This window comes from Sulfurospirillum diekertiae (genome assembly GCF_002309535.1).
Taxonomy (GTDB): domain Bacteria; phylum Campylobacterota; class Campylobacteria; order Campylobacterales; family Sulfurospirillaceae; genus Sulfurospirillum; species Sulfurospirillum diekertiae.
Map to the genome: position 1 here is coordinate 2,116,253 of NZ_CP023275.1, position 22,537 is coordinate 2,138,789.

The 22,537-nt window shown below is 36.5% G+C and carries 25 protein-coding genes and 1 tRNA gene; 7 read left to right on the forward strand and 19 right to left on the reverse strand.

The window, feature by feature from the left end; all coding sequences use genetic code 11:
- Window positions 1-92 precede the first annotated feature (92 nt).
- Entirely contained in the window at window positions 93-2,864 is a 2,772-nt protein-coding gene (locus SJPD1_RS10850) for a sensor domain-containing phosphodiesterase (protein WP_096047184.1), read from the forward strand.
- Window positions 2,865-2,889: 25 nt separating this feature from the next.
- Here SJPD1_RS10850 and SJPD1_RS10855 read toward each other — a convergent pair whose 3' ends face one another.
- Together SJPD1_RS10855 and SJPD1_RS10860 are read right to left on the reverse strand one after the other, a co-directional pair.
- The gene (locus SJPD1_RS10855) at window positions 2,890-3,291 is read right to left on the reverse strand and encodes a cupin domain-containing protein (RefSeq protein WP_096047185.1); all 402 of its coding nucleotides are present in this window, start codon (window positions 3,289-3,291) and stop codon (window positions 2,890-2,892) included.
- Between the two features lie 86 nt (window positions 3,292-3,377).
- Window positions 3,378-4,490, reverse strand: coding sequence for a hypothetical protein (locus SJPD1_RS10860; RefSeq protein ID WP_096047186.1), 1,113 nt, complete (start codon window positions 4,488-4,490; stop codon window positions 3,378-3,380).
- 183 nt (window positions 4,491-4,673) lie between these two features.
- On the opposite strand from SJPD1_RS10860, the gene SJPD1_RS10865 reads away from it, so the two are divergent.
- Window positions 4,674-5,129 (forward strand): SRPBCC family protein, encoded by a 456-nt coding sequence (locus SJPD1_RS10865; protein ID WP_096047187.1) that lies wholly within the window; start codon window positions 4,674-4,676, stop codon window positions 5,127-5,129.
- 65 nt (window positions 5,130-5,194) lie between these two features.
- On the opposite strand, the gene SJPD1_RS10870 is transcribed toward SJPD1_RS10865, so the two are convergent.
- Window positions 5,195-5,884: a tetratricopeptide repeat protein gene (locus tag SJPD1_RS10870; protein WP_096047188.1), complete on the reverse strand. Its 690-nt coding sequence runs from the start codon at window positions 5,882-5,884 to the stop codon at window positions 5,195-5,197.
- 46 nt (window positions 5,885-5,930) lie between these two features.
- On the opposite strand from SJPD1_RS10870, the gene SJPD1_RS10875 reads away from it, so the two are divergent.
- Entirely contained in the window at window positions 5,931-6,740 is an 810-nt protein-coding gene (locus SJPD1_RS10875; RefSeq protein ID WP_168171357.1) for an AraC family transcriptional regulator, read from the forward strand.
- A gap of 44 nt (window positions 6,741-6,784) precedes the next feature.
- Window positions 6,785-7,411, forward strand: coding sequence for a LysE family translocator (locus SJPD1_RS10880; RefSeq protein WP_096047190.1), 627 nt, complete (start codon window positions 6,785-6,787; stop codon window positions 7,409-7,411).
- Here the strand turns inward: SJPD1_RS10880 and SJPD1_RS10885 are convergent.
- The 4 genes from SJPD1_RS10885 to SJPD1_RS10900 form a co-directional block, all read right to left on the reverse strand.
- The gene (locus SJPD1_RS10885) at window positions 7,376-7,732 is read right to left on the reverse strand and encodes a bacteriohemerythrin (RefSeq protein WP_096047191.1); all 357 of its coding nucleotides are present in this window, start codon (window positions 7,730-7,732) and stop codon (window positions 7,376-7,378) included. The two genes, SJPD1_RS10880 and SJPD1_RS10885, sit on opposite strands and share 36 nt — an antisense overlap.
- Before the next feature lie 203 nt (window positions 7,733-7,935).
- Window positions 7,936-8,271: a hypothetical protein gene (locus tag SJPD1_RS10890; protein WP_096047192.1), complete on the reverse strand. Its 336-nt coding sequence runs from the start codon at window positions 8,269-8,271 to the stop codon at window positions 7,936-7,938.
- A complete protein-coding gene (locus tag SJPD1_RS10895; RefSeq protein ID WP_096047193.1) occupies window positions 8,268-8,750 on the reverse strand; it encodes a hypothetical protein in 483 nt (160 codons plus the stop codon). Before SJPD1_RS10895 ends, SJPD1_RS10890 begins: the two co-directional genes overlap by 4 nt.
- A gap of 21 nt (window positions 8,751-8,771) precedes the next feature.
- The gene (locus SJPD1_RS10900; RefSeq protein ID WP_096047194.1) at window positions 8,772-9,086 is read right to left on the reverse strand and encodes a hypothetical protein; all 315 of its coding nucleotides are present in this window, start codon (window positions 9,084-9,086) and stop codon (window positions 8,772-8,774) included.
- Between the two features lie 326 nt (window positions 9,087-9,412).
- Here SJPD1_RS10900 and SJPD1_RS10905 point away from each other — a divergent pair, with 326 nt between their 5' ends.
- Complete coding sequence (locus tag SJPD1_RS10905) at window positions 9,413-9,880, forward strand: hypothetical protein (protein ID WP_138070110.1); 468 nt, start codon at window positions 9,413-9,415, stop codon at window positions 9,878-9,880.
- A 67-nt stretch (window positions 9,881-9,947) separates the two neighbouring features.
- Entirely contained in the window at window positions 9,948-10,811 is an 864-nt protein-coding gene (locus SJPD1_RS10910; RefSeq protein ID WP_096047196.1) for a tyrosine-type recombinase/integrase, read from the forward strand.
- 908 nt (window positions 10,812-11,719) lie between these two features.
- On the opposite strand, the gene SJPD1_RS10915 is transcribed toward SJPD1_RS10910, so the two are convergent.
- The 12 genes from SJPD1_RS10915 to SJPD1_RS10965 form a co-directional block, all read right to left on the reverse strand.
- Window positions 11,720-11,992, reverse strand: a complete 273-nt coding sequence (locus SJPD1_RS10915) for a hypothetical protein (protein WP_096047197.1) — start codon at window positions 11,990-11,992, stop codon at window positions 11,720-11,722.
- A gap of 180 nt (window positions 11,993-12,172) precedes the next feature.
- Window positions 12,173-13,279 carry a hypothetical protein gene (locus tag SJPD1_RS10920; protein WP_096047198.1) on the reverse strand — a complete coding sequence of 369 codons (1,107 nt, stop codon included), beginning with the start codon at window positions 13,277-13,279 and terminating at the stop codon, window positions 12,173-12,175.
- A gap of 162 nt (window positions 13,280-13,441) precedes the next feature.
- A complete protein-coding gene (locus tag SJPD1_RS10925; protein ID WP_096047199.1) occupies window positions 13,442-13,870 on the reverse strand; it encodes a hypothetical protein in 429 nt (142 codons plus the stop codon).
- Window positions 13,871-14,082: 212 nt separating this feature from the next.
- A tRNA-Ser gene (locus SJPD1_RS10930) sits at window positions 14,083-14,172 on the reverse strand.
- Between the two features lie 77 nt (window positions 14,173-14,249).
- Window positions 14,250-14,393, reverse strand: coding sequence for a hypothetical protein (locus tag SJPD1_RS14550; protein ID WP_167749418.1), 144 nt, complete (start codon window positions 14,391-14,393; stop codon window positions 14,250-14,252).
- 45 nt (window positions 14,394-14,438) lie between these two features.
- Window positions 14,439-15,932: an AsmA family protein gene (locus SJPD1_RS10935; RefSeq protein ID WP_096047200.1), complete on the reverse strand. Its 1,494-nt coding sequence runs from the start codon at window positions 15,930-15,932 to the stop codon at window positions 14,439-14,441.
- A 16-nt stretch (window positions 15,933-15,948) separates the two neighbouring features.
- Window positions 15,949-16,632, reverse strand: a complete 684-nt coding sequence (gene pyrF / locus SJPD1_RS10940; RefSeq protein WP_096047201.1) for an orotidine-5'-phosphate decarboxylase — start codon at window positions 16,630-16,632, stop codon at window positions 15,949-15,951.
- Window positions 16,633-17,040: a transcription antitermination factor NusB gene (gene nusB, locus SJPD1_RS10945; RefSeq protein ID WP_096047202.1), complete on the reverse strand. Its 408-nt coding sequence runs from the start codon at window positions 17,038-17,040 to the stop codon at window positions 16,633-16,635. It abuts the gene before it with no gap.
- A 9-nt stretch (window positions 17,041-17,049) separates the two neighbouring features.
- Complete coding sequence (gene ribH / locus SJPD1_RS10950) at window positions 17,050-17,514, reverse strand: 6,7-dimethyl-8-ribityllumazine synthase (RefSeq protein ID WP_087439182.1); 465 nt, start codon at window positions 17,512-17,514, stop codon at window positions 17,050-17,052.
- A 51-nt stretch (window positions 17,515-17,565) separates the two neighbouring features.
- Window positions 17,566-19,656 carry a 5-histidylcysteine sulfoxide synthase gene (ovoA, locus tag SJPD1_RS10955; RefSeq protein WP_096047203.1) on the reverse strand — a complete coding sequence of 697 codons (2,091 nt, stop codon included), beginning with the start codon at window positions 19,654-19,656 and terminating at the stop codon, window positions 17,566-17,568.
- A 1-nt stretch (window position 19,657) separates the two neighbouring features.
- A complete protein-coding gene (kdsA, locus tag SJPD1_RS10960) occupies window positions 19,658-20,458 on the reverse strand; it encodes a 3-deoxy-8-phosphooctulonate synthase (protein ID WP_096047204.1) in 801 nt (266 codons plus the stop codon).
- A complete protein-coding gene (locus SJPD1_RS10965) occupies window positions 20,455-21,306 on the reverse strand; it encodes a DMT family transporter (RefSeq protein WP_096047205.1) in 852 nt (283 codons plus the stop codon). Before SJPD1_RS10965 ends, kdsA begins: the two co-directional genes overlap by 4 nt.
- A gap of 132 nt (window positions 21,307-21,438) precedes the next feature.
- Here SJPD1_RS10965 and SJPD1_RS10970 point away from each other — a divergent pair, with 132 nt between their 5' ends.
- Window positions 21,439-22,509 carry a mechanosensitive ion channel family protein gene (locus tag SJPD1_RS10970; protein ID WP_096047206.1) on the forward strand — a complete coding sequence of 357 codons (1,071 nt, stop codon included), beginning with the start codon at window positions 21,439-21,441 and terminating at the stop codon, window positions 22,507-22,509.
- The last annotated feature ends 28 nt before the right edge of the window (window positions 22,510-22,537 follow it).

Below are 22,537 nucleotides of genomic sequence, written 5' to 3' on the forward strand. Positions count from 1 at the left end.
TTTGAAGGAATAAAAAGTGTATAATTAGTCTTGCATTTAATAAAAAATGAACATAAAATAATCGTTTCTATTCACATAAAAGGGCAAATCTTATGAAAGTTTCAAATTTCACGTTTGAGGATTTTTCATCGCTGAAAAATCGTATTGAATCCGGGGCTTTTGAAAATGAACCATCCCTTTTAGTGCAATTTTTTGATGGTCGCAACGACGAACAGCTTTTTAGCGATCTTGCCTCCACACTTTCGACGTTGCTCCCTCAAGCAACGATCTTAGGTGTGACTACAGCAGGAGAAATCCTCGATGGGAAAATGCTTGAAAACACCGTCACACTCTCTTTTTGTGCCTTCACACATACAAAACTCATTCCCCTTTATACGCGCCGTTGTAATTTTAACGGTGGAATTTCTGTCGTTCAACATCTCAGTCATAATGTCACAGCGGCCATCTTTTTCAGTGAAGGCTTGCAAGGTGAACCTGAAGAATTTTTAAGTGGTGTTAATTTTATACGCAAAGATTTAACCATTGCAGGTGGTGCAGCAGCAGATTATGGGAGGTTTGCGAGAACGTTAATTGCTTTAAATGGTACCGTGTACACTCATGGCGTTGTGGGTGTGGCATTTGACAATCTCTCTTTAAAAATCCTCAATCATTGGAAACTTAACTGGAATCCTATTGGCAAACCGATGGTCATTACAAAAGTGGTCAACAATACGATTTTTGAGCTTGATCAAACACCTATATTTGAGGTTATTCGCCACTATTTTGGAGATGATGTTGTTGCTCATCTTCCTTCCAGTATCGTCAAATTTCCGCTCATTAAAACCGAAAAAGGTGTTTATATTGCCAGAGCGCCTGTCGCTGTAACGGAGAATGCCCTCGTTTTTGCAGGTAATTTTAAGGCAGGCGATCGTGTTCGTTTTGGTATCGCCAATGTTGATGAAATCGTAGAAAATAATGATGCAAGGCTTCTTCTTAAACCTGAAGTTGTCTGGATCTATTCGTGTATGGGGCGTAAAGCGTTTGCCGGTGAAATTCTTGAGAGTGAATTTCAGACCTACAATATCTTAGGCACAACCTGCGGCTTTTTTAGTTATGGTGAATTTTTCAAAACACCTCGTTCTTCGCAGATGATGAACCTCACCACGACTGTTTTGGCACTGAGTGAACAAGAAGAGCTCGAAACATTACCCCAACCGAGTAGAAAACAGTTGGATGAAAAACACGAGAACATTGCAGTCATGTCCAGACTGACCAATGCCGTCGTGGATGAATTGGAACATACGATTAAAACACTTGATGCCTATAAACTAGCCCTCGATGCGAACTCTATTGTCTCGAGAACCAACACAAAAGGCATTATCACCTATGTCAATGACCTTTTTGTCAAAATTTCAGGCTACTCAAGAGAAGAGCTTCTTGGTAAGTCGCATAACATCATTCGCCATCCTGATGTCCCTGATAGCACCTTTAAAGAGATGTGGACGACCATCAAAAATGGTCAAGTATGGAAAGGGCTTATCATCAATAAAGCCAAATCAGGAGAGCCTTACTATGTCGATACAACCATCATTCCGCTTTTTGATGAGAACAAACAAATCGTCGAGTACATCTCTACACGCAATGACCTAACCAAAATCATCAAACAGCAAAAACAAATTCGCGAACAGACAACCGATGCTTTAACCAACCTTCCCAACAGAGTGAAATTTTTTGAAGATATTGCGGTATCCAAAAATCCGATTATCGCTCTAATTAACATTGATAATTTTGGTGAAATAAACCGCTTCTACGGGTTTGAAAGTGGCAATACACTCCTTAGAGAATTTTCCGCTCTTTTTCTTGAGATGTTAAACTTCACGCCCTATTCGCTTTATAAACTTGAAGCAGACAACTTTGTTATTTTTGGGGATGGAGAAGATAATGAGATATTTTGCACGACCATGGAAAAATTTATTAACCAAATCCATACTCATCAATTTTTAGCAGATATGCAAGGCATTACCACACGTATTAGTGTGGGAATTGCGCTTGAGAAAGAACAAATTCTTTCACATGCAGAAGAAGCCCTTAAACAAGCACGAATGCGTAATCTAAACTGGATGCTCTCTAGCGAAAAAGAAGAAGCCATCCATCTGCAAAACTTTCAAATGCTCCATACACTTAAAAGTGCCATTGAACAGGGCAGAATTGTTCCCTACTACCAAGCGCTTGTTCATCTCAAAAGCAACAAAATAACCAAATATGAAAGCTTAATACGCTTGATTGATGAAAATGGCAAGGTCTATTCGCCCTACTTCTTCCTCGAAGTCGCTAAAAAATCAAAGTATTATTTAGCCCTCACGCGTATTATGATTGAAAAAACACTTTTGGATTTTGCCCATCGAGAAGAAAATGTTGCCATCAACCTTTCGGTGGAAGACATTGAAGATGCAGAGACTGTTTTATTCATCGAAAATGCGATTAAAAACTTTGTAGATCCTTCACGCATCACCTTTGAATTGACCGAAACGGAAGCCATCAAAGACTATATCACGATCATCTCTTTTATCGCATCGGTCAAAGCGTTAGGTGTTAAAATCGCCATTGATGATTTTGGAAGCGGCTACTCAAACTTTGCCTATCTCGCGCAATTTAATGCCAATATTTTAAAAATAGATGGTACCATCATCCAAAAAATAACAACCGATTCCAACGCATATCAAATTGCTGCTGCGATCAATGACTTTGCAAAACGACTCGGATTGCAAACCGTTGCAGAGTTTGTCTTTGATGAAGCGACCAACGATGTTGTTAAAGATCTCAACATTGACTTTGCACAAGGCTACTTTCACGCTGAGCCTCTGCCGATTGAAAAATTGCCGTAACATTTTACATGTAAAGCATTACCATCTATTTTTTGATGGAATACACGCTCTCTTTTGTGCCTGCATAAAAAACAACAATTTCCACCGCTTCATCGCCCTCATTCACCCCATAATGCCATTTGTCTACCACCTCAATCAGTGCATCACCTGCTTTAAGATACAATGTTTTGTTCTCATCGGTAACGACTTTGAGTGAGCCTTTTGCCATATACCCCGCATTGATAATAGGATGCTTGTGCAACGGAAGCGTCGTGTGAGCAGGAATGGTAATCTTCAAAACCGAAATCTCAGGCGCGTCCTTTGGATAAGCAGGCAAGCGTGATCCATCCCAACTTTGAGCAGACTTCGCAAGCGTGACTGATTCTACATTTTCAGCAGCAAAAATAGCGCTTGAAAGCAGTAGAAAAAAGCAGAATAATTTTTTCATAATCAACCTTTTGATGGGAGTTTTGAAGTCATTTTAGCTTTACATGTAAAGGGTTGTCAAGGTAGGGAAGAGTCCTCAATGTAGTTTTATCCCGATATTTTTTCTATATCTTGTTTATCAAAATAGGGACTCTTGGTGGTTTGTATTTGGAGCTGTTTTAAGGTATCAGAAATATTTTTCTCTTTTTGGTTAGTAAAATTTAATAGCTCAAAAGTGCTTATCTTTAAAGCATCTTGAAGCTTCTGCTGAAGGGTAGCTTCTTGCTCTTTTTTAGCTGCTGCAAACCCAAAGTCGTAGTTTTGTAGCTTAGAATCATCGTTTAAATTCGTGTGAATATCAAGAAAATCCGTGTGAAATTTTTCTATACTAGTTATGATTTTTTGACGGTAATCTGTCCCTTCAGCTTGATCCTTCAAGCTTTCCTCAAGTGTAACAGTTCCATCAAGATTGGTATCCATTTGCAATGTATGCTGAAGCTCTTTTTCAACACTGTTTTCAAAAGAAGGTTTGGGAGAGGGTTTGGATGAATGTTGACTTTGAAGCTCTTCTTTTTCATCGTTATTCTTCGAAGCAGACGGAGCAGAATCACCCAATATTTTATATTTTGCTACAACCCCCATATTTATTTTCACTACTTTCTTTCCAATATAATCGTAGTTAGTATAACCTTCCATACCAACAGTCAAGTTTTTTGCTTCGTCACCTTCTATCAATCCGTTTCCATCGGCATCAGACTTGGTGTAGTTACGATCAACTCTGATATTTTGCATCCATCCGGCAACAAAAGCTTCTGCATCGCCATTGAGGCGTAAAGTTCCATCACTGCGTTCAAAAAAGTTATTCGTTCCATCAAATTTTTGTTTGAGCTGATCAATACTCTTTTTTGAAAGTTGTATCGTCACAAATTTATTATTATTTTCAGGATCGTGCATGACAACAAGGCGATTTGGCTCATTTTTTGTACCATCAGAATAGCTAACGTAAGTAAATTTTGATTTATCAACGCTAATCTTTTCGTATTTGAGTTCTTCAAGCGAGAGTTCTTTAAAATGAATTGCTGTGGAGGTATAAATATTTCCTTCTGTCGTTACTTTTGTTGGCTCCTTTTTGAGTTCTGCCAACTCTTTAGCGGTAGGTTTAATTCTTGGTGTTATATATGTTCCCGCCTGAGCGGTAGAAGATGAAATAGAAATTCCCACAGATGAGCTCCTAAATAATACGACATACTCTAAAATCGACCAATGGGAAAATAAATCAATTAAATTGAGAGCCCTAAAGGGAAAACATATTTATTTGAATAATTTTTGATGCTTCTTTGCTATGATATGGATGTATGCTTAAAATTATGGCATTTTTCTACAAGTGAACATTAAAGGAAATCCATGAACCTCTACACCCTGCATTACACCTGCATTCTTGACGCAAGCGTTGAAGACGTGTGTGCTTTTCATACCGATACACACAACCTTCCACTGATTACGCCACCATCGATTAAGGTGAACATCGTGAAGATGGAGAACGACAGCGTCATTTTGGACATTAAAAAGTTTGGAATCACGACACGTTGGGAAATGGCGCTTGAGAAAAACTGCCCTCACAGCATTGTCGATGTGATGATCAAAGGGCCTTTTGCGGCGTTTAGACATGAAAGACAATTCATAGCAGAAGATGAAAATCACACACGCATGGAAGAGACCATCACACTAGCGCCACCAATTCCTTTTTTAGGAAGACTCTTCTTTTGGTTTGTAAAAAAAGATATGGATGCTATGTTTGCGTACCGCCACACGATGACACAAGCGCATTTTCGCTTTGAAAATCAAGCCAAACACCTCTAACGTCATTATCATGACACATGCAAATTAAACTTGAGTGATCTTTGTGAAAGAGTCTTCCTTAAAGATCACTCTTCCACAAATCCTGTGTTATTTTTAACAATCTGATAGTTTTTACAGCCTGTCTCATCGCCCAAATCACATGCCTTTTTGAACAGCTCTTGCGCCTTTTGCGCATCTTGGCTCACGCTGCCTCCCTCGTAGTACATACGAGCAATCGCCGAGCACTCTTGCGCATCGCCAGCATCACATCCATTTTGATGGTACATGGCAGCATAAACATAGTTTCCACCTTGCTCATACAGCAATGCAAGATGCGCACAACTGCTTGCCAAGCCCGCACTGCATGCACGATCATAATAGTTCACCGCTTGTTGCAAGTCTTCACTCACACCCGTACCATTTTCATACAAAACCGCGAGGCTCGCACAACTACTCGCATCACCTAGCACACACCCTTTTTCATACAGTTCAGCTGCTTTGGCATAATTTTGTCCTATTTGACCACTTTCATACATGTACCCCAAATTGGAACAACCACTTCCCATGCCCATTGAACAGGTTTGGTTATAAAGTTCTTTGGCCTTGCTAAAGCTCTGTTGGACACCATCACCGATGTGGTACATCGCGCCTAATTGTAAACATGCTGTAGGATTGTTATGATCGCACTCGTTTTGCAGCTCGCTTTCACGCGCAAAATCCAATGCAAACAGTGAAGATGAAACCAGTATTGCCATGATCAATAAGAATTTTTGCATGCTCTTCTCCTTGCTAACATTTGAATTATTATATTACAATACTTTTATGAACGAGACTAAAACAATTTTGATTTGCTACGAGCAAGCCCCTTTTTTACAGATTCGCCAAACACTGCAGAGTGAGCGCGCTTATGAGGCACATGCACACTCTGCACTCTCCATAGGATTTATGCTCGAAGGCAAAACGTGCTTTCAGACACCTGAGGGAGAGTTCTTGCTCGAACATGGCGCCCTTGCCATCATTCCGCCTCACACACAACATGCCTGCAATCCTATTGCACAAACAAGACGAAGTTACATTATGGTCTATTTGGATATGGACTTTTGTACGCGTCTTCAAGCCAAACTGTTTGAAGACACTACAACGCTGTTGCCACTGACCACACCACTCGTATTTCATAAGGCTTTATTTGAGGAGTTTGAGCGCATTATTACGGCGCTCATAGAGGGTTTTTTACCTTTACATGTAAAGGCATTGGAAGCATGGCTAGAGAGCTTTTTTTGGCTCTATACGAAACAAGGAGTGAGCCAAGACACAAACACTGCCCTTCAAGACATAGCACGCTTTTTGGAAAGTCGGCTGGATGAAACACCCAGTCTTGATGAGCTTTCCAAACGTTTTAGACTCAACCCCTATGTTCTCACACGCCACTTTAAACAAACCTATGGTTGCACACCCAAACACTATGCGCTGGATGTGCGTATCGAGCATGCGAAGCAGTTACTTCACGATGGCACTCCACTTGCCCTGTGCGCGCAATACTGTGGCTTCGTCGACCAAAGTCACTTCCACCGCTTTTTCAAGCGCCGTACCGCACTCACCCCCAAAGAGTACCAAGTCAATTTTATACAATAACTTTTTTCGCATTTCGTTTATGCTTACATGTAAAAAGGAGTTATATGTTTGGAGTAGAATTCATCACCCTCACCTCTATCTATTTTTTAGCACTTCTCAGTCCGGGACAAGACTTTTTTCTCATTATCAAGCACGCATTAACGCATGGATATAAAAAAGCATGGTGGAGTTGTCTAGGGATTGCCAGTGGGAATGCGCTTTACATCGCTTTAGCCTACATGGGGCATACGTATTTAAGCCAGTACCCCATGATTGTTTCATTTATCGAAATCGGTGGAGCACTTTTTTTACTTTATCTTGGATGTCTCCTACTTTTTGCGCCCAAACCAAACCTTGAAAACGCTTTACATGTAAAGAGCAAAATGGTATTTAAACTCTTTGTTCAAGGGCTGTTATCGGCTTTATTCAATCCTAAAAATATTCTCTTTTATTTCTCACTACTTTTTACCATTGTCAAACCCGAAACAGTTTTACATGTAAAGATAGTTTATGCGGTATGGATGGTCACAATGTTGCTGGTATGGGATATGTTTGTAGCGTTTCTATTTGGCAATCAAAGCGCTTTAAGACTTTTGCCTTACCTCAATTTTGTTCAAAAAATAGTGGGCATTGGGCTGATCGGCTTTAGTCTCAAGTTAGCTTTTACTTTTTATAAACAGTGCGAGTTGTGAGTCAATGTTACGAATATGAAGATCCAAACGATCCGCAACACCGTTTTTAATATAATTCTTTGCAAACAAGGTATTGCCCTGCATCGCCATTGCTAAGAATTGGCTCATCTCTCCAAGAATTTTTTGGTGCTCTTCAAAGTGTTCAAAATAGCCTTGAAAATTGAGCTCTTTCATGATGCGCTCTTCATTGGCAAAATGCTCTTTGGTATGGTGAATAAGTGCGCTAAATGATTCAGTAAAATGAGTGTAGTCAAAAGTGCTGAGCAATTCATCACACTCTGCATGGTAAACGTCAAGTTCGGGACAGTTAAGGCTGAGCATCTTTCACTCCTTTTTGAGACAGTATAGCCTTTTTAAGGGAGAAAGAGTCACATTTGGATGTTTACTTTTTATTCATTTAACTTTTACCAAAAGGTTTGAAAAATACAACCAAAGTAGGACACGTTGTGCTTGTGATAAAGAACTACTTTTGAGAGTAAATTGCTTAGCTTGGTAGTACGTTTTAGAGCTTGTTTTGGTCACAGCTAGTGCATCTCAATCTTGATGTTTGGATTCTTTGATATATTTTTGCTTTCTTCTTTTTCAACCACTGTAAACTTTTTTGGTTCGATTTGTTTCATCATAACTGTTGGTTTAACTTTTTCTTTTTTAACTTCGTTTGGTGTTTGATAGAGTAAAAAAACTATGATAAAAATTATTCCATAAATTGCTGTATTTATTGGTCTTATTTTGATTTTTGTTATGTAACTTAGTAGGCATAATGTGGTGATTGCTACTATAAATATAAGAATTAATTCTCCAATACTTTTTGAGTTCGTGATTGATTGAAACATGCTTTGTATCATTGTGTTTTCATTCATCTATAATATCCTACACTTGTTGATGTACTAGGATGTATTTCTTCTTCCTCTTGTACTTTTTGAATAGGTATTTGTTTATGAGGAGTTTGTTGAGGCATAAGATTAATGGTAGTTTCTTGTTTTGAGGGTTCTATTTTGGGTGGTGTAATGATAGGTTTATTTGAAATGATTTCCATATTTTTTGTCATTACTTGTTGAGAGGTTTCTTCTATTTTTTGTGTTTGGATTGTCTTTTGTAGGTCTGTAGTTGTTGTTTCTTCTTTTTTGAGTCTATCGTTAAATGCCTCATTGGGTTTTTTGTGAATACCGCTTAAATTCATTACAATAATATACACTATCAAAAGAATAATTGGAATCAATGAAAGACGAGGCAATTTTTTATTATTCTTGTTTGTTAAAAACTTTCCATTAGCTTTTTCTTGGTATTTTTGTTTTCGATACTTTTCTATTAAATCTAATGAATCATCATCATGAAACACTTTTTAGCACCTTGTTGTATTTTATTTGATAATTTTATATTCCATTGAGCCTATATAATAATAAGGTTTTTTGTCATGATCGTCATATCGTGCTTTTACGATAGAAAAATTCTGTCCAGCACTTAGTTGTAAATCGCTTACGCTTTTATTTTGTCCATCTAATGAGACACTAATATGTTTTATTAAAACTGTATCTGCTGACATGTTTGTAATAATGATTTCTCCGCTTAATGGTCCTTTATAAAAATACGCACATACTTTTTGATCTGGTAAATCACATGGTGGAATTGCATACATACTTGTGAGTAATCCAACAAGGATAAGTATTTTTTTCATTCTAGCCCCCTAGTTTGTTTATGTAATATTAATATTATTTAGCTTTGAGTCATTTATTTTTTCTATATATTTTGTTGTTGTGCCAATTGAATTATAGCTTTTATTTTTCTTTACATTGGTGTGTATGAACATGCTACTTCTTCAATAAGTGTTTCTATGTTGAATTAGCACAGTATTTAGAGCATTCAAACACTCAAATGATGCAAATTACCTGTAAGGTCAAATTAAAACCATCAATACGAATATTTTGGTTTATTTTTAGGGGTAGGTAGAGGGATTTTCAGTTTTTTAAAAAGTGCTTTGAAAGTGCCTAAAATAGGGGCTTTGTGGCGGACAGAGAGGGAAAGCCCTCTATGACTGCCACCAAACCCTTAAATTTAGGGATTTTAACCCATTATCATAATTCAAACTATGTCAATTTTACCAAAAAAGACATTAAACAAAGTGCTAATACTTCTTTAAGACTATACAGAGTTGAAAATATGTATTATTACAGAAGAACAATAAATAAGATAACTCATAGGATTAGTCTTAAAACAACAGATTTACAAAAAGCAAAACTTTTAAGAAATGAATTAAATCTATTAAAAAATGAGGAGTTTGTAAAAATGGCAAAAGGGAAAGATTACAAAAAAGTTATCAAGGCTGAACTAAATACAAACCTTGAATTTGATGGTGAGACCATGGAAAAAATCATGGAATTAGGCATTAGAGCTTTAGGCAAAAATAGTGCTTATGCAAATGTTTTAAAAGAAAAACAATTAACAGAACAAACAATCTATAAAAATTTCTGATAAAAATGACTTAGATGAAATATCAAAAAAGCTTGATAGTATCACCTCTTCTCAAATTAATCCTTCTGTGCAACAAACAAAAGAGCCATTAACATTTAAACAACTAGAAGACTTGTTTTTAAAACAGAAAGAAAAAGTTGGCAAAGTTGGACTTAGTAGCATTAAAATGTATAAAGCAGCTCTTAAAGACTTAATGGAGTATTTTCAAAATATAAATATTAATGAATTAAAATATCAAGACTTTGAAAATTTCCAAAATTTCCTTATTGCTAAAGGACTTAATAATAAAACAATTAATAACAAAATCACATATTTGAGGATGTTCCTTGATTATGCAGAAAAATTTGAACTTATTGAAAAAAACTTTGCAAATAAGCTAGAAATGCTCAAAGAAGAAGTAAAAGAAAAAGAAAATTTCACTGGTGAAGAAATTAATTCATTGTTGGAAAATGCTTCTCAAGAATTTAAAGACTTTCTAAAAGTTGCCATGTTTACAGGCATGAGATTACAAGAAATCTTAGCTATAAAAGAGATTCTTACAGATTCAAAAACAAAAATTAAATACATTCAAGTTGGAGACTCAAAAACTGCTAGTGGAATAAGAAAAGTGCCATTACATGGAGAACTTTTAAATATTAAATTTCCTCTTTTTGATATAAAAAATGATGATGTAAGAACTTTTAGTACAAACATAGGGAAAAGAATAAACAGGTATATAGAAACTATTGCAAAAGAAAAAACTATTCATACCTTTAGAGCTACATTTATAAATAAAATAGTTAATAACTTTCCAGATAGAATTGAAATTGCTCAAGAATTAGTTGGACATTCCAAAGGTAACAAAACTTTAATATTAAACACATACTCTAAAGAATTTGATATTAGTTTGAAAAAAGAGATTGTTGATAGTGTTAAATATGGTCAAAATTAAGCTAAAATCAGCCCTTAAATGGAATTATTTTGGAAAATTCAAGCAAATATAGGGATTTCAAAAAAAGCAGAGAATTAGGGCTATTTTTAGCCCTAGCCTTTTAACAGTAGATTCTCTATATAAAAAATAATAGTTATCTTTTAAAAGAGAATAATAGTTATTTTGAGTATATAAAAAATATTATTATTTTTATATTTCCACCTTAGTATTTATTATGAATATAGAGTTATTAGCATAATAAGAATTATTGAATAGTAGTTATTTTAAGTATATAAAAAAATATCACTATTTTTATATTTCCACCTTAGTATTTATTATGAATATAGAGTTATTAGCATAATAAGAATTATTGAATAGTAGTCATTAAAAGTATTTATTATTAATTATGTAAACTCAATGAAGCTCTACAAATTAGTTATTAACTTTATTACAAAAAAAATAGTTATTCTTTGTTATATAACATAGCTTTAGAAAATAATGCGACTTGTTTAGCATTATTTTCTAAAGCGTATAGTTTATTACAGTAGATTCTAAAATATATAATAAAAAGATTTATTGGATTACAAACAATTTTTAGAATAAAAATTGTTTGAGTTTAGAACATGTTTACAAAGTAATAAATGTTCTAAACAGACTGTTTAAAAAAAAATAACAATTTATCATAGTAGAATCTGCTATATATTAATCTATATCAGATGAGGGTCCGAGGAGGTGGTGGGGTGTCCCCTCCCAGCCCCCAAAAAACAACTTGTCAAAAAATGGCTTTTTTAGCATAATTTTTATGAATCTATACAAATATATGGATTTTTAAAAAAGGATGGCAAAGAGGTGCATTTTTATAGCTTAAATGACACCTTTTAAAAGATTAGTGAGACTTCAATTCATTGATAACATGACAAGAGAGCTTTTTATCTTGTTAAATCATAATTTTTGATTGATTCTCTTTCTATTGTTTCACTTAGAGCTTTGAATTCTTCAAAATCACTCAATTTTATATTTTCCATGATTTCATTGTATAAGATTATTTTTTGTTTTTCTTTATCCTGTTCTGTTTTAAGTTTTGACAATATTTTTTTGATTTTCAATAATTCTTGTTCATCCAATTTTTTTTGGTTTTCAAAGAATTTATAAAATTCCTCATCTTCAAACAATTCAAGTAACTTCAAAAGTATAAATATCATATTTTCTCCTTTTTTTAATTTGAAATCAATTATACATTAAATTTTATTTAAGTATTTTTTTTATGAAAAAAAGAACTGTTCCTCCTTTTAAGGTAGGGGGTGGAGGGGTCTCCCCCCTGGCTCTTTATGTGGTGGAATAACTAAAAATTTCTTGATATAATCATCATTTCTTTAGTTATTTTATCTCTCTCTATCTTTGTTTTTTTGGCTCATTTTTTGGGCTTGGATTTGATTGTTCAAATTGTAAATAGTTGTATTTTGTTCACTCATTTTTTTCTCTAATTTCTCAATTTGCTCATCTTTTTCCTCAAGTTTTTTGTGAAGAAAAGTATTAGCTTGTTCAGCCCTCTCAAGGTCTTTTTTGATGTCTTCAATATTTTCAAAATCTTGTATCATAGTTTGGGCTACTTTTTTAATTTCTTGTAAGTCATTGACTTCTTTTTTTAATGTCTCATTTTGCAGTTTTAGCTCATCAAATTTCTTGATTTTATCTTTTTCAGTTTGGGGCATAATGTCATATTTTAAGGCTTTCAAGACCTCTTTTTTGATGTTTTGTTTTAAAAGTTTATTATCTATCTTTTCAGAAAATAGCCCTTTTTCAATGCTGTTTTCAATAGCACAGGAAGAACTTTTTTCTAGATATTGATTAATGTCTTGAGAAACCAATTTTTTAGCACTAATATAGTATTTTCTCTCAAGATGCTCCTTACCCTTGATTTCTTTTTTTTCTCCTCTTTTGTAGTCCAATCCACAATCTTGAAAACATTTGGCAGCCAAATCCTGAAACTTTGAAAAGTCATTTTTTTTCAATGTTCTCAAGACACTTTTTTCCTTTTCAAAATTGTAATTGTAGAAACAAAGATGAGCATGAAAATTGTTTACATTGTCATCTCCATTTTTGTATCCCTCATCTCCATGAAAACTAAAAAAAATACTGGTAAAGCCATATCTTTCTGATATTTTTGTCATAGTCAATTTGAGGGCATTTTGTAGCTTTTCATAGCCATTTTTTTGAGCTAGAATCTTTTCTGTTTGTTCTCTTCCAAGAGCTGCCACAAATTCCACAATGGTATTCTCTTTCCCTTGCTCTCTTGTGTTCTTTCTTTTTAAAATTTGGGCTTTTCTGTTGCTTAAATTCTCAAATTTTTCAAATTCATAGTTAAAATTTTGATAGCTTGATGATTTTAATTTATATGTCACATTTGACAGTCTAAAGTCATGTTCAAATATTTTTTTAAAATCATCATTTTTGTAGTATTTTGCATGTAGTGAAATATAATTACTCATATTAATCCTTTTTGAATTTATATGAGTTAATTAGTAGTTTGATTTTTATTTTGTGAGTTTGTTAATTTTCTTGTCTAGCACACTCAGCACACCTAAAGGTGATGCAGTATGTTGGGGAGACCCCAAGCCCCCTCATTTTCACTATAGAGAACTATCTTTAAATTACTTATATTTTACTGCTGTCCCTGTATAAAAATATGCATTACGTGAGTCTATGTTTTTAGCATTTCCATAAACAGATGTAGTGGTAGCTAATTGAAAATTCACAATTGCATGTGCATCCATTTCTAGGGCTTGTTCTAAACACTTAACAACAGCATCATCTTGATAATGTGCTGCACCCTCAACCATTCCTAATGCAATATAACTTCTTCCAATATCAGATGTATTAAAGAGTGGAATTTTTTTAGTTAGTTCTTTTCTTCTTGCTTTTGTATTTGCTGCATCAATCTCATTTGATACAAAGAAGGTTATTGCTGTAAGTATAAGACCTATTAAAATTTGAAAAAATATCCCTATATGATCTAACAAACTAAAATAACCAAGAACAGCATATGCACCAACTAAAACTATCAGAGTGTTTATAATCATGTATCTTCCTCTTCTCTTATAAATTTTTATAAAATATTAACTTAAAATTATTATTATTTCAATACTATTGATTGTGGACAAAATAAACTATGTCAATTTTAAAAAAAATGAGGAATAAACTATGTCAGTTACAGTAGAGGACAGAGAATTAAAAAAGCTAGTAAACAGCCTAGTTCTTGGAGTTTTAAAAAAATTAGAAAAAAAAACCAAAGTGGCGGACAGAGAGGGATTTGAACCCTCGGTCAGGTTACCCCGACGCATCCTTAGCAGGGATGTGGTTTCAGCCACTCACCCATCTGTCCAAGTAAAAAGTAGAGTGCAAGTATATCAAAAGTATATAATAAACGGCTTAAGAGGCTTTTCTTAAGCCGTTTATCGATTAAATATAAGCGGCATCTTGCGATTTTAAAAGTTTTTCAAGCAGTTTTTGAAGTTTTGGCACAGAAGATTGATCTGTTTTTTTTGCCTCTTCAATTTTATCTTTTAGCATCACAACCAATTTAACACCTTCTATAAAATGCATCGGATACTCCTTTTAGATTATGGTTTAATCTAAAAAAAGCAAAATTTATTCCGAAACTGAAGGTAGAGACGTTGTGGGTGAAACCAATTCAGGTTGCTTAATCACTCCATCATAGAAAACGGTACAATTTTCATCATTTTGCTTGGGTTGCGTATGTGTTATTTTTGATTTTGTTGTAAAAGAAAGTACCACATCTTTGAGTGTCGCGACAGCTGTTGCATCAAGCTTTACAGAAGGTTTGGCATACGTTCCACTAAACTTTTGTTCAACAACAGCACACCCTTTTGTATCCAAAAGAGCTGCTTTAATATCAATCAATTTTTCATCAACAGTATTGATAGCACCCTTGATTGCGATTCTATTAGAAGCTGTGCTCAGTGCTACATCACTTAGTTTGATCTCAGAATACCCAAGATCAACTTTAGTATTGAGCTCCTTAATCACGCTATTACCGCCTTTAAAAGCTTCAATAGTACCCGATATAAGTGTGTTAAGATTTAACTTCTCTTTTTGAAAAGGATCAAGCACTAAAGCAATTTTGTCTATATCATAACCCTTCAAGGCTATCTCTTCACCTGAAAGCTGAACAAATCCGTTGAGAGTGCTTTTAAAGGTCGTACCATCACCCACAAAGAATGAGAGTTTAAAGTCACCATTGGCACTGCCATCCAACAGATCTTTGCCCCATAATTCTTTTGAGAGAGATGCCAATTTTAGACCTACAATCTTGCTCTTTAATGAAACTTTCGGTTGTTTACCACAAAAATCGAATTTGCCATTTCCTTGAATTTGCGTATCAAAAAGGGTGTATTTAAGAGCACTACTAACCGCAATACCATTTTTCAGCTCAAATGACATCGAAATATCCTGCACAGCATAAGCATTACCATATTGAATTTTGTCGATATGCGTATCGGCAGTAAAATAAAGCCCTTGAATACTATGCTTGGAAGCATCATAACTGATATCATTGATATCAAGATCAACGTGTTCGAAAACAATTTTATTCGTTGCATTCACATCTGCATAACTGACGGTACTGTTGCTAAAGATAATTTTTTTGGCATTCATGAAAGCGGATAGATCGCTCTCTTTTTCAACGGTGGCATTATTCTCTTTAGTTTTTTTATCAGCTGTTTTTTGTGTTGAAATAGGCAGTAAATCGTAATTAAACTTACCATCTTTGATTTTTTCTATATTTAAAGCAAGTCCATCGAGAGAAAGCTGTGTAACTTTAATCTCTTTTTTAAGCAATGCAGATACGTCAAGTGACACATCAAAACTACTCAACTTAGCAAAAGGAGTCTCAGGATGATACGTTGGGTTCGTGACCTCAATATCAGAGACACTAACACCTATAGGTGAAAGGGTAAGTGTGATATCACCACGAATAATTACTTCATATCCGGTACTCTCTTTAATCGCTTTGTGCAATCGCGGTTTATATTCATTAAAATCAATCACTTTAATAAGAAAGAAAAAAGCAGCAATGACAACAGCAACTAATACCACAATACCGAGTACAATCTTTTTAAACATTCCTACCTCTTAATGACTAAATATTTTCAATAATTTTCTTTACCACGCCTAGCGGATCATCACTATGATAAATCGGTCTTCCCACAACAATAAAATCTGAATGTTGTTGTTTTGCAGTCTCAAGATCAGCCACTCTTTCTTGGTCATGACTATTCTCACCAAAAGGACGAATACCTGGCGTAAGCGTTAAGAAAGAAGAAGCCGTATGTGCCTTAATGTCTAAACTCTCATAAACAGAAGAGACAACACCATTCAAGCCACTAGCATAAGCATCTTGGGCAAAATCAACCGCTTTTTGCGCAATAGGGGTATGATAAATTGCTTCAAAGGAAGCATTATCAAAACTTGTCAGTGCTGTCACGGCTAAAACAATCGGAGGATTTGGGAAGGTATTGACACGCTCCATCACCGTACGCATTGCTTTGCGTCCGCTGGAGGCATGCACGTTGAACATATCCACACCAAGAGCAACCATCGACTCAGCAGCATCAGCCATCGTATTGGGGATGTCATGGATTTTGAGGTCTAAAAAGATTTTAAAATGGGGGTTGATCGTTTTGATCTCATGTAAAAGGGCTTCACCATCTCGAATAAAAGAGCGAAGTCCCACTTTAAGCCAAACATCTTCACTTTTAAGCTTTTGAATCAGAGCAATATTTTCAGATTTAGTGGGGAGATCAAGCGCAACGCACAACTTCATTTATTTAGTTTCTCCATCTCTTGAAATTGCATCTAAAACACCGTTAATAAATTTAGGGCTTGTTTCATTGCATAGTTTTTTTGCAAGTTCAATCGCTTCGTTAATAATAACGGCATTATCGAGTTCAGAGTACAAAACTTCATACGCGCCCAGTCTTAAAATAGCACGTTCGATCGTTCCGATTTCACTGAGATTCCACTCTTTAAGATGATGGTTAATCGCTTCATCAATAATGATTAAATGCTCTTTCACACCGTGGTACAACCCAAGGGCAAACTCTTTTTGCTGATTTCGAATTTTTTTCTCTTCAAAAAGTTCGTCTATAAATTTTTCAATGCCAGAATTTCCAATATCTTCTGCATACAATAAACCAATAATACTCTCTCGTGCTTGATGTCGTGTTGCCAAAGCGTTTCCTTATAGGTGTTTGTAAAGGCTAATAAGTTCGATTAAACCTGTCATGGCTTCAAAGCCTTTATTTCCCGCTTTGCTTCCAGCTCTCTCAATCGCTTGTTCGATGTTATCGGTCGTTAAAACACCAAATGTGACGGGTTTTTGATATTTCAGAGCTGTATTGGCAACACCTTTGGTTGCTTCTGCCGCAACGTAGTCAAAATGCGGTGTGCTTCCGCGAATAATCGCACCCACACAACAGACCGCGTCATACTTACCACTGCTTAAAATTTTATCGAGTGCTAAAGGAATTTCATACGCCCCTGGCACTAAAATAAGGTCTAAATTTTTCTCATCGCCACCATGACGAATAAATGCATCACGTGCGCCTTCAACCAAACGATCAGTGATAATATGGTTAAATCGACTATTAATAATGGCTACTTTTTCTTTACCATTAAGGGAGAGTTTTCCTTCAATAATATTCATAATTATCCTTTTACTTTTTCTTATAATACACTATTTTTCGTTACAGTTTAATTATCGCTTTTTCCACACACTGACATGTAACGTTTTTATCACACTTTTACGTTCACTCTCTTTCACTTCTAAACGCATCGTCAGTGGCTTTACATGTAAAGTAAAAAAGACCGATAAATGCTCATTGAGGGCATCAAATGTATTGTATTTTTCACCATTTTTCTTAAAGCCTCCTAGCCATTTAGCACGAGGTGTTTTGGCTTCATCCCAATCATAGCTACTTGCAATGACTAAAAATCCCCCAGCATTGAGACGCTCTTTGATCTTTTCTAAAAAAAGCGCAGGATCGTACAAAGTATCCAATACATCATTGGCAAGAATAAGATCATATCCGTCAAAATAAGGCTTCATATTGTGCGGGTCTGCTTGCCAAAATTCTACTTTTTGGACACGCGGATCAATGCCAAAATCACTGAGATTTTTTTCAATAAACAGTGCTAATTCGCCCTCTTCTTTTAAGGCGTATTTGAGTTTGCCACTCTCTTTGAAATTGGTTGCAAGCCTCACAACACGTGCGGTAAATTCAATGCCATGTACCATTTCAAAATGGCGTGCAAGTGCAAATGTTCCCCTGCCGATTCCACACCCAATTTCCAATGCTTTTGCTTTTGAACCCCTTAAACCAATACAAAACTGTGCCATTTCTTCATAATAATTAGGCTCTTTTTGACCAAAATGGGCATCGCAAATTTTAGAAAGGGCAAAATCTGTCTCGTAAAATACGGAGTGTGTTTCGACTGGCTCATTGGACTCAATATAGCGAAAACCTGCATGTTGGTAAAAATGGCGGCGAAAGGCGTAGCGAGATGCACGAATAATCTCATTTCCCGTACTGATCCACGAGCCACCCTTGATGATGTTATGCCTATCATCAAACGTCGGAACGGAAAAATCATCGTACAGTGGATGAACCATGAACCCATCAAACCCATTCATCGGCGTTTCAGTCCACTGCCACACATTGCCGATAAGATCGTAAAAATCACCAAAAGCAAACGTGTCTACAGGCACAGAAGAGGCAAAATACTCGAGGTTAAGATTCGCAGGGGCCTTGTCCCAAAACGGTTCTTCTACCTTTACATGTAAATCATGCAGAACGTACCACTCCTCTTCACTCGGAAGGCGAATAGACTGCCCTGTCACTTGGCTTTTCCAGTTGCAAAAGGCTTTGGCTTCAAGGTAGTTGATCTCCACAGGCCAACTCCATGGCATTTCAATCTCTTCCGCCATAAGACGAAGTTTGTATCCTAAAGCATCAATACGCCAAAAAAGAGGCATGGTCGCATTTTTGTACGTACGCCATTTCCAGCCCTCTTCGCTCCAAAAACTTTGTGTTTCATACCCTTTATTGGCAACAAACGCTAAAAATTCGGCATTGGAGACGAGGTATTTGGAGGCTTTAAAGTCTTTGACCTCTTTTACATGTAAACCGTATTCATTATCCCAACCGTACAGTGCATCGTCTCGTTTCTTCTCTAAACGAAGCGTCGTGCCTTTTACATGTAACAATTCATTTTTCACAATCGGGGTATCCAATGGACAGACTTTCCAAAAATTGCTCGGAGTAACTCTTTCTAACGGTAATTGGCGAATAAGAACCGAGGAGGTTTCAAGATGAATTCGCTCATGCTCAATGCCCATCATTATTGCCCAAAAAGGACTTTCCCACGAAATGGGCATGGTAAGAGGTAACGTGTCAATAAGCTCTAAAATTTTAACTTTAACGGCATCACGATATGCCCTAATTTCGGGTATTCGTGGCCATTTATAATTAGATTGATTGAGATCGTCCCAACTCATTTCATCCACACCAATCGCAAAAATCGACTCGAATGTTGGATTGATGCGCTTATCAATCAGCTTGGCAAGAACCAGTTTATTGATAAAAAAGGTCGCCGTATGACCAAAATAAAAAACAAGAGGATGACGCAAAGGATCTGCTGTGAGGTAATAACTCTCCTCGTCCTTCATCAATTCAAAGAGCTTCTCATACACCGTATAGGTTTTGAGAAAATACTCTTTGATCTCCGCTCTTTTTTGCTCTACTGTTCCTTGATTAAGAAGAATATTACGCGTTGGGATAAGTTGCATGTTATGCCTTTAAGCTGTCTTGAATCGCTTTAATATCTTTAAGTGCCAAAGCTAAATCATCAAGATCAAGCATATTCGGTCCATCGCAGAGTGCCTCACACGGGTTAAAATGGGTTTCAAAGAAGAAACCATCCACGCCCACAGCCGCAGCTGCGCGTGAAAGAGGGCGGACGTATTCGCGTTTCCCACCGCTTTTGCCTCCCTCCGTTCCAGGCATTTGCACCGAATGGGTTGCATCAAAAACAACGGGAGCAAACTCTCTCATAATGACAAAACTACGTGCGTCCACAACCAAATTGCCGTATCCAAACGTACTGCCGCGCTCGGTGAGCCACACACCCGCTTTTTTAGCCGCATCGTAGCCCTCTTCTTTGACACCTCTGGTATCGAGCACTTTTTTCACCGAATAACGCATATCTGCAGGGTTTAAAAATTGCCCTTTTTTGATGTTCACCACGCATTTGGTCTGTGCGGCCGCGACTAAAAGATCGGTTTGACGGCATAAAAACGCGGGGATTTGAAGCACATCGACCACTTCGCCCACAGGTTTTGCTTGGGTGTAGTCGTGAATGTCTGTTAACAGTTTGTATCCAAACTGTGATCTCACCTCATCTAAAAGTTTTAAACCCTCATCCATTCCTGGACCTCGAAAACTGTCGATACTGGTGCGATTGGCTTTATCAAAACTGCTTTTAAAATAAAAATCTATGGTGTTATCTTCGTGATAGCTCATTAATTTTTCGGCAACCCTAAACAGGTTGTCTCTGCTTTCAATGACACACGGTCCTGCGATTAAAATCACTCTTTCTCCTTTGCTACAATAATTCCACTAAGAACAACTAAGAGTATACCAAATAGTCCAAGAATATCGGGTAAACCATCCCCTAAAATAATGCCGATAATCAGCGAGAAGAAGATAATCGAATACCCAGCCGCACCTACAATTCCCGCTTTGGTGGTTGCAAATGCCTTGGTCATATAGACTTGCCCAATAGCACCGGAAAAGCCCATTAACACGATATAAAGCCACTGAATTCCCTGAGGCAGCACAAAATGCCCCAGCATAAAATCAAACATCGGTGTATGGAAAAATTCACTCAAAACCATAAAAAGTGCGGGGAAAAATGTTCCGGTACAGACAAAGGCAAGCACAATAACACGTGTATCATACACACGGTTTAGCTCTCGAACACTCGTGTAGGCAAGTGCTGCACCAAGTCCACTAAAAAGCCCAAAAAGATCCGTTTTGGAAAGCATTAAACCATTGGGTTTCATGACAAAAACGATACCGATAAATCCAACAAAAACAGCGACCCACCCTTTCCAACCAATTTTTTCTTTCAAAAAGAAAAAGGCCAAAATAGCGGTAAAAATAGGCGCAGTGCGTGAAAATGTAATCGCATCGGCAAGGGGAATATGGGCAATGTTGTAGAAAAAAACCAACATCGAAGCAAAACCAATGAGGGCACGAAAAAGAAGCAACCAAGGCTTTCCGCCAATTTGTTTTATCGGCAGTTTAAAAATACTCAGTGCTACAAAAAGCATTGTCAAACCATTGCGAAAAAAGACCACTTCCACCGAATCCATGCTTTGAGAAAGAACCTTGGCAAAAGCGCCATCAAACGCAAAGCTAAACGAAGAGAGTAACATGAACAGAACACCTCTGTTTATGCCTCCAAAAAACTGTCTCAAGATGACTCCGATCAAGCTATAAGTATGAAATCTTAATCAATTCTGTGTTAAAATCCGTTGATATTTGCATCTTAACCCTTAGGAGAAAGTATGGATCTCCAACATATTTTAGAGTATAGCCTTTTTGGATTGCCTATTACCCATATTGCAATTGCCATCACTATTTTTTTACTCGGATTAGCCTTAAAAAATCTTATTGCAAGCATTATTCTCAAACCTCTTAGAACCATTGCTAAACGTACCAAAACGACCACCGATGACAAAATTATCGCTGTTCTTGAAGAGCCTTTGAAATTCTCTATCGTCTTGGTTACCACATACATTGCAACCCTTTGGCTTCCTTTTAGAAGCTTTGACCATGTTGTCGATCTTGCGATCAAATCGTTTGAAACGTTTATTATTTTTTGGATTTTGTATCGAATGGTGGATAAATTTTCCAATCTCTTTAGTTTTTTCTCTTCTAAATTTGGTAAAGAGTTGCATCAAGATATTCAACATTTCATTACAAAGGCCTTGCGCATCTTTCTTATTGCTCTAGGTATTATGGCAGTTTTGCAGGAATGGGGCATCAATGTCAGCGCTTTTGTCGCATCCTTAGGACTAGGAGGTTTAGCCTTTGCCCTTGCGGCTAAAGATACCGTTGCCAATCTTTTTGGTTCACTGGTTATTTTTACAGACCGTCCTTTTAAAGTGGGCGATTGGGTCGAAACACCTGCAGTTGAAGGAATGATCGAAGAGATTGGGATTCGCTCAACCAAAATTCGCACCTTCGCACAAGCCCTCGTGAGTATGCCAAACGCAACACTTGCCAATACTCCCATTACCAACTGGTCTCGCATGGGAAAACGTCGTGTTAAAACACGTTTGGGTCTTACCTACAACACCTCAGTGGAGCAGATGAAAGCCATTATCCAAGAGATAAAAACCATGCTCAAAAAACACCCCGATGTCCACCAAGAGACGATTTTGGTGAGTTTTGATGAGTTTGATAACAGCGCACTCAGTATTTTTCTTTACTTCTTTACCAAAACAACCGTTTGGTTAGAGTATTTACATGTAAGGGAAGATGTGAATTTTAAAATTATGGAGATCGTTGCACGCAACGGTGCGCAGTTCGCATTTCCTTCTCAAACGCTCTATGTCGAGAGTTTACCAAAATAACAGCAAACACAGAGTATAATCAACCTAA

Excerpts from the sequence above, each read along its gene's own strand:
- SJPD1_RS10850 (WP_096047184.1), top strand. The coding sequence starts at position 93 with ATGAAAGTTTCAAATTTCACGTTTGAGGATTTTTCATCGCTGAAAAAT.
- SJPD1_RS10855 (WP_096047185.1), bottom strand. The coding sequence starts at position 3,291 with ATGAAAAAATTATTCTGCTTTTTTCTACTGCTTTCAAGCGCTATTTTT.
- SJPD1_RS10865 (WP_096047187.1), top strand. The coding sequence starts at position 4,674 with ATGAACCTCTACACCCTGCATTACACCTGCATTCTTGACGCAAGCGTT.
- SJPD1_RS10870 (WP_096047188.1), bottom strand. The coding sequence starts at position 5,884 with ATGCAAAAATTCTTATTGATCATGGCAATACTGGTTTCATCTTCACTG.
- SJPD1_RS10875 (WP_168171357.1), top strand. The coding sequence starts at position 5,931 with ATGAACGAGACTAAAACAATTTTGATTTGCTACGAGCAAGCCCCTTTT.
- SJPD1_RS10880 (WP_096047190.1), top strand. The coding sequence starts at position 6,785 with ATGTTTGGAGTAGAATTCATCACCCTCACCTCTATCTATTTTTTAGCA.
- SJPD1_RS10885 (WP_096047191.1), bottom strand. The coding sequence starts at position 7,732 with ATGCTCAGCCTTAACTGTCCCGAACTTGACGTTTACCATGCAGAGTGT.
- SJPD1_RS10890 (WP_096047192.1), bottom strand. The coding sequence starts at position 8,271 with ATGAATGAAAACACAATGATACAAAGCATGTTTCAATCAATCACGAAC.
- SJPD1_RS10900 (WP_096047194.1), bottom strand. The coding sequence starts at position 9,086 with ATGAAAAAAATACTTATCCTTGTTGGATTACTCACAAGTATGTATGCA.
- SJPD1_RS10915 (WP_096047197.1), bottom strand. The coding sequence starts at position 11,992 with ATGATATTTATACTTTTGAAGTTACTTGAATTGTTTGAAGATGAGGAA.
- SJPD1_RS10920 (WP_096047198.1), bottom strand. The coding sequence starts at position 13,279 with ATGAGTAATTATATTTCACTACATGCAAAATACTACAAAAATGATGAT.
- SJPD1_RS10925 (WP_096047199.1), bottom strand. The coding sequence starts at position 13,870 with ATGATTATAAACACTCTGATAGTTTTAGTTGGTGCATATGCTGTTCTT.
- SJPD1_RS14550 (WP_167749418.1), bottom strand. The coding sequence starts at position 14,393 with ATGCATTTTATAGAAGGTGTTAAATTGGTTGTGATGCTAAAAGATAAA.
- SJPD1_RS10935 (WP_096047200.1), bottom strand. The coding sequence starts at position 15,932 with ATGTTTAAAAAGATTGTACTCGGTATTGTGGTATTAGTTGCTGTTGTC.
- pyrF (WP_096047201.1), bottom strand. The coding sequence starts at position 16,632 with ATGAAGTTGTGCGTTGCGCTTGATCTCCCCACTAAATCTGAAAATATT.
- ribH (WP_087439182.1), bottom strand. The coding sequence starts at position 17,514 with ATGAATATTATTGAAGGAAAACTCTCCCTTAATGGTAAAGAAAAAGTA.
- ovoA (WP_096047203.1), bottom strand. The coding sequence starts at position 19,656 with ATGCAACTTATCCCAACGCGTAATATTCTTCTTAATCAAGGAACAGTA.
- SJPD1_RS10965 (WP_096047205.1), bottom strand. The coding sequence starts at position 21,306 with ATGTTACTCTCTTCGTTTAGCTTTGCGTTTGATGGCGCTTTTGCCAAG.
- SJPD1_RS10970 (WP_096047206.1), top strand. The coding sequence starts at position 21,439 with ATGGATCTCCAACATATTTTAGAGTATAGCCTTTTTGGATTGCCTATT.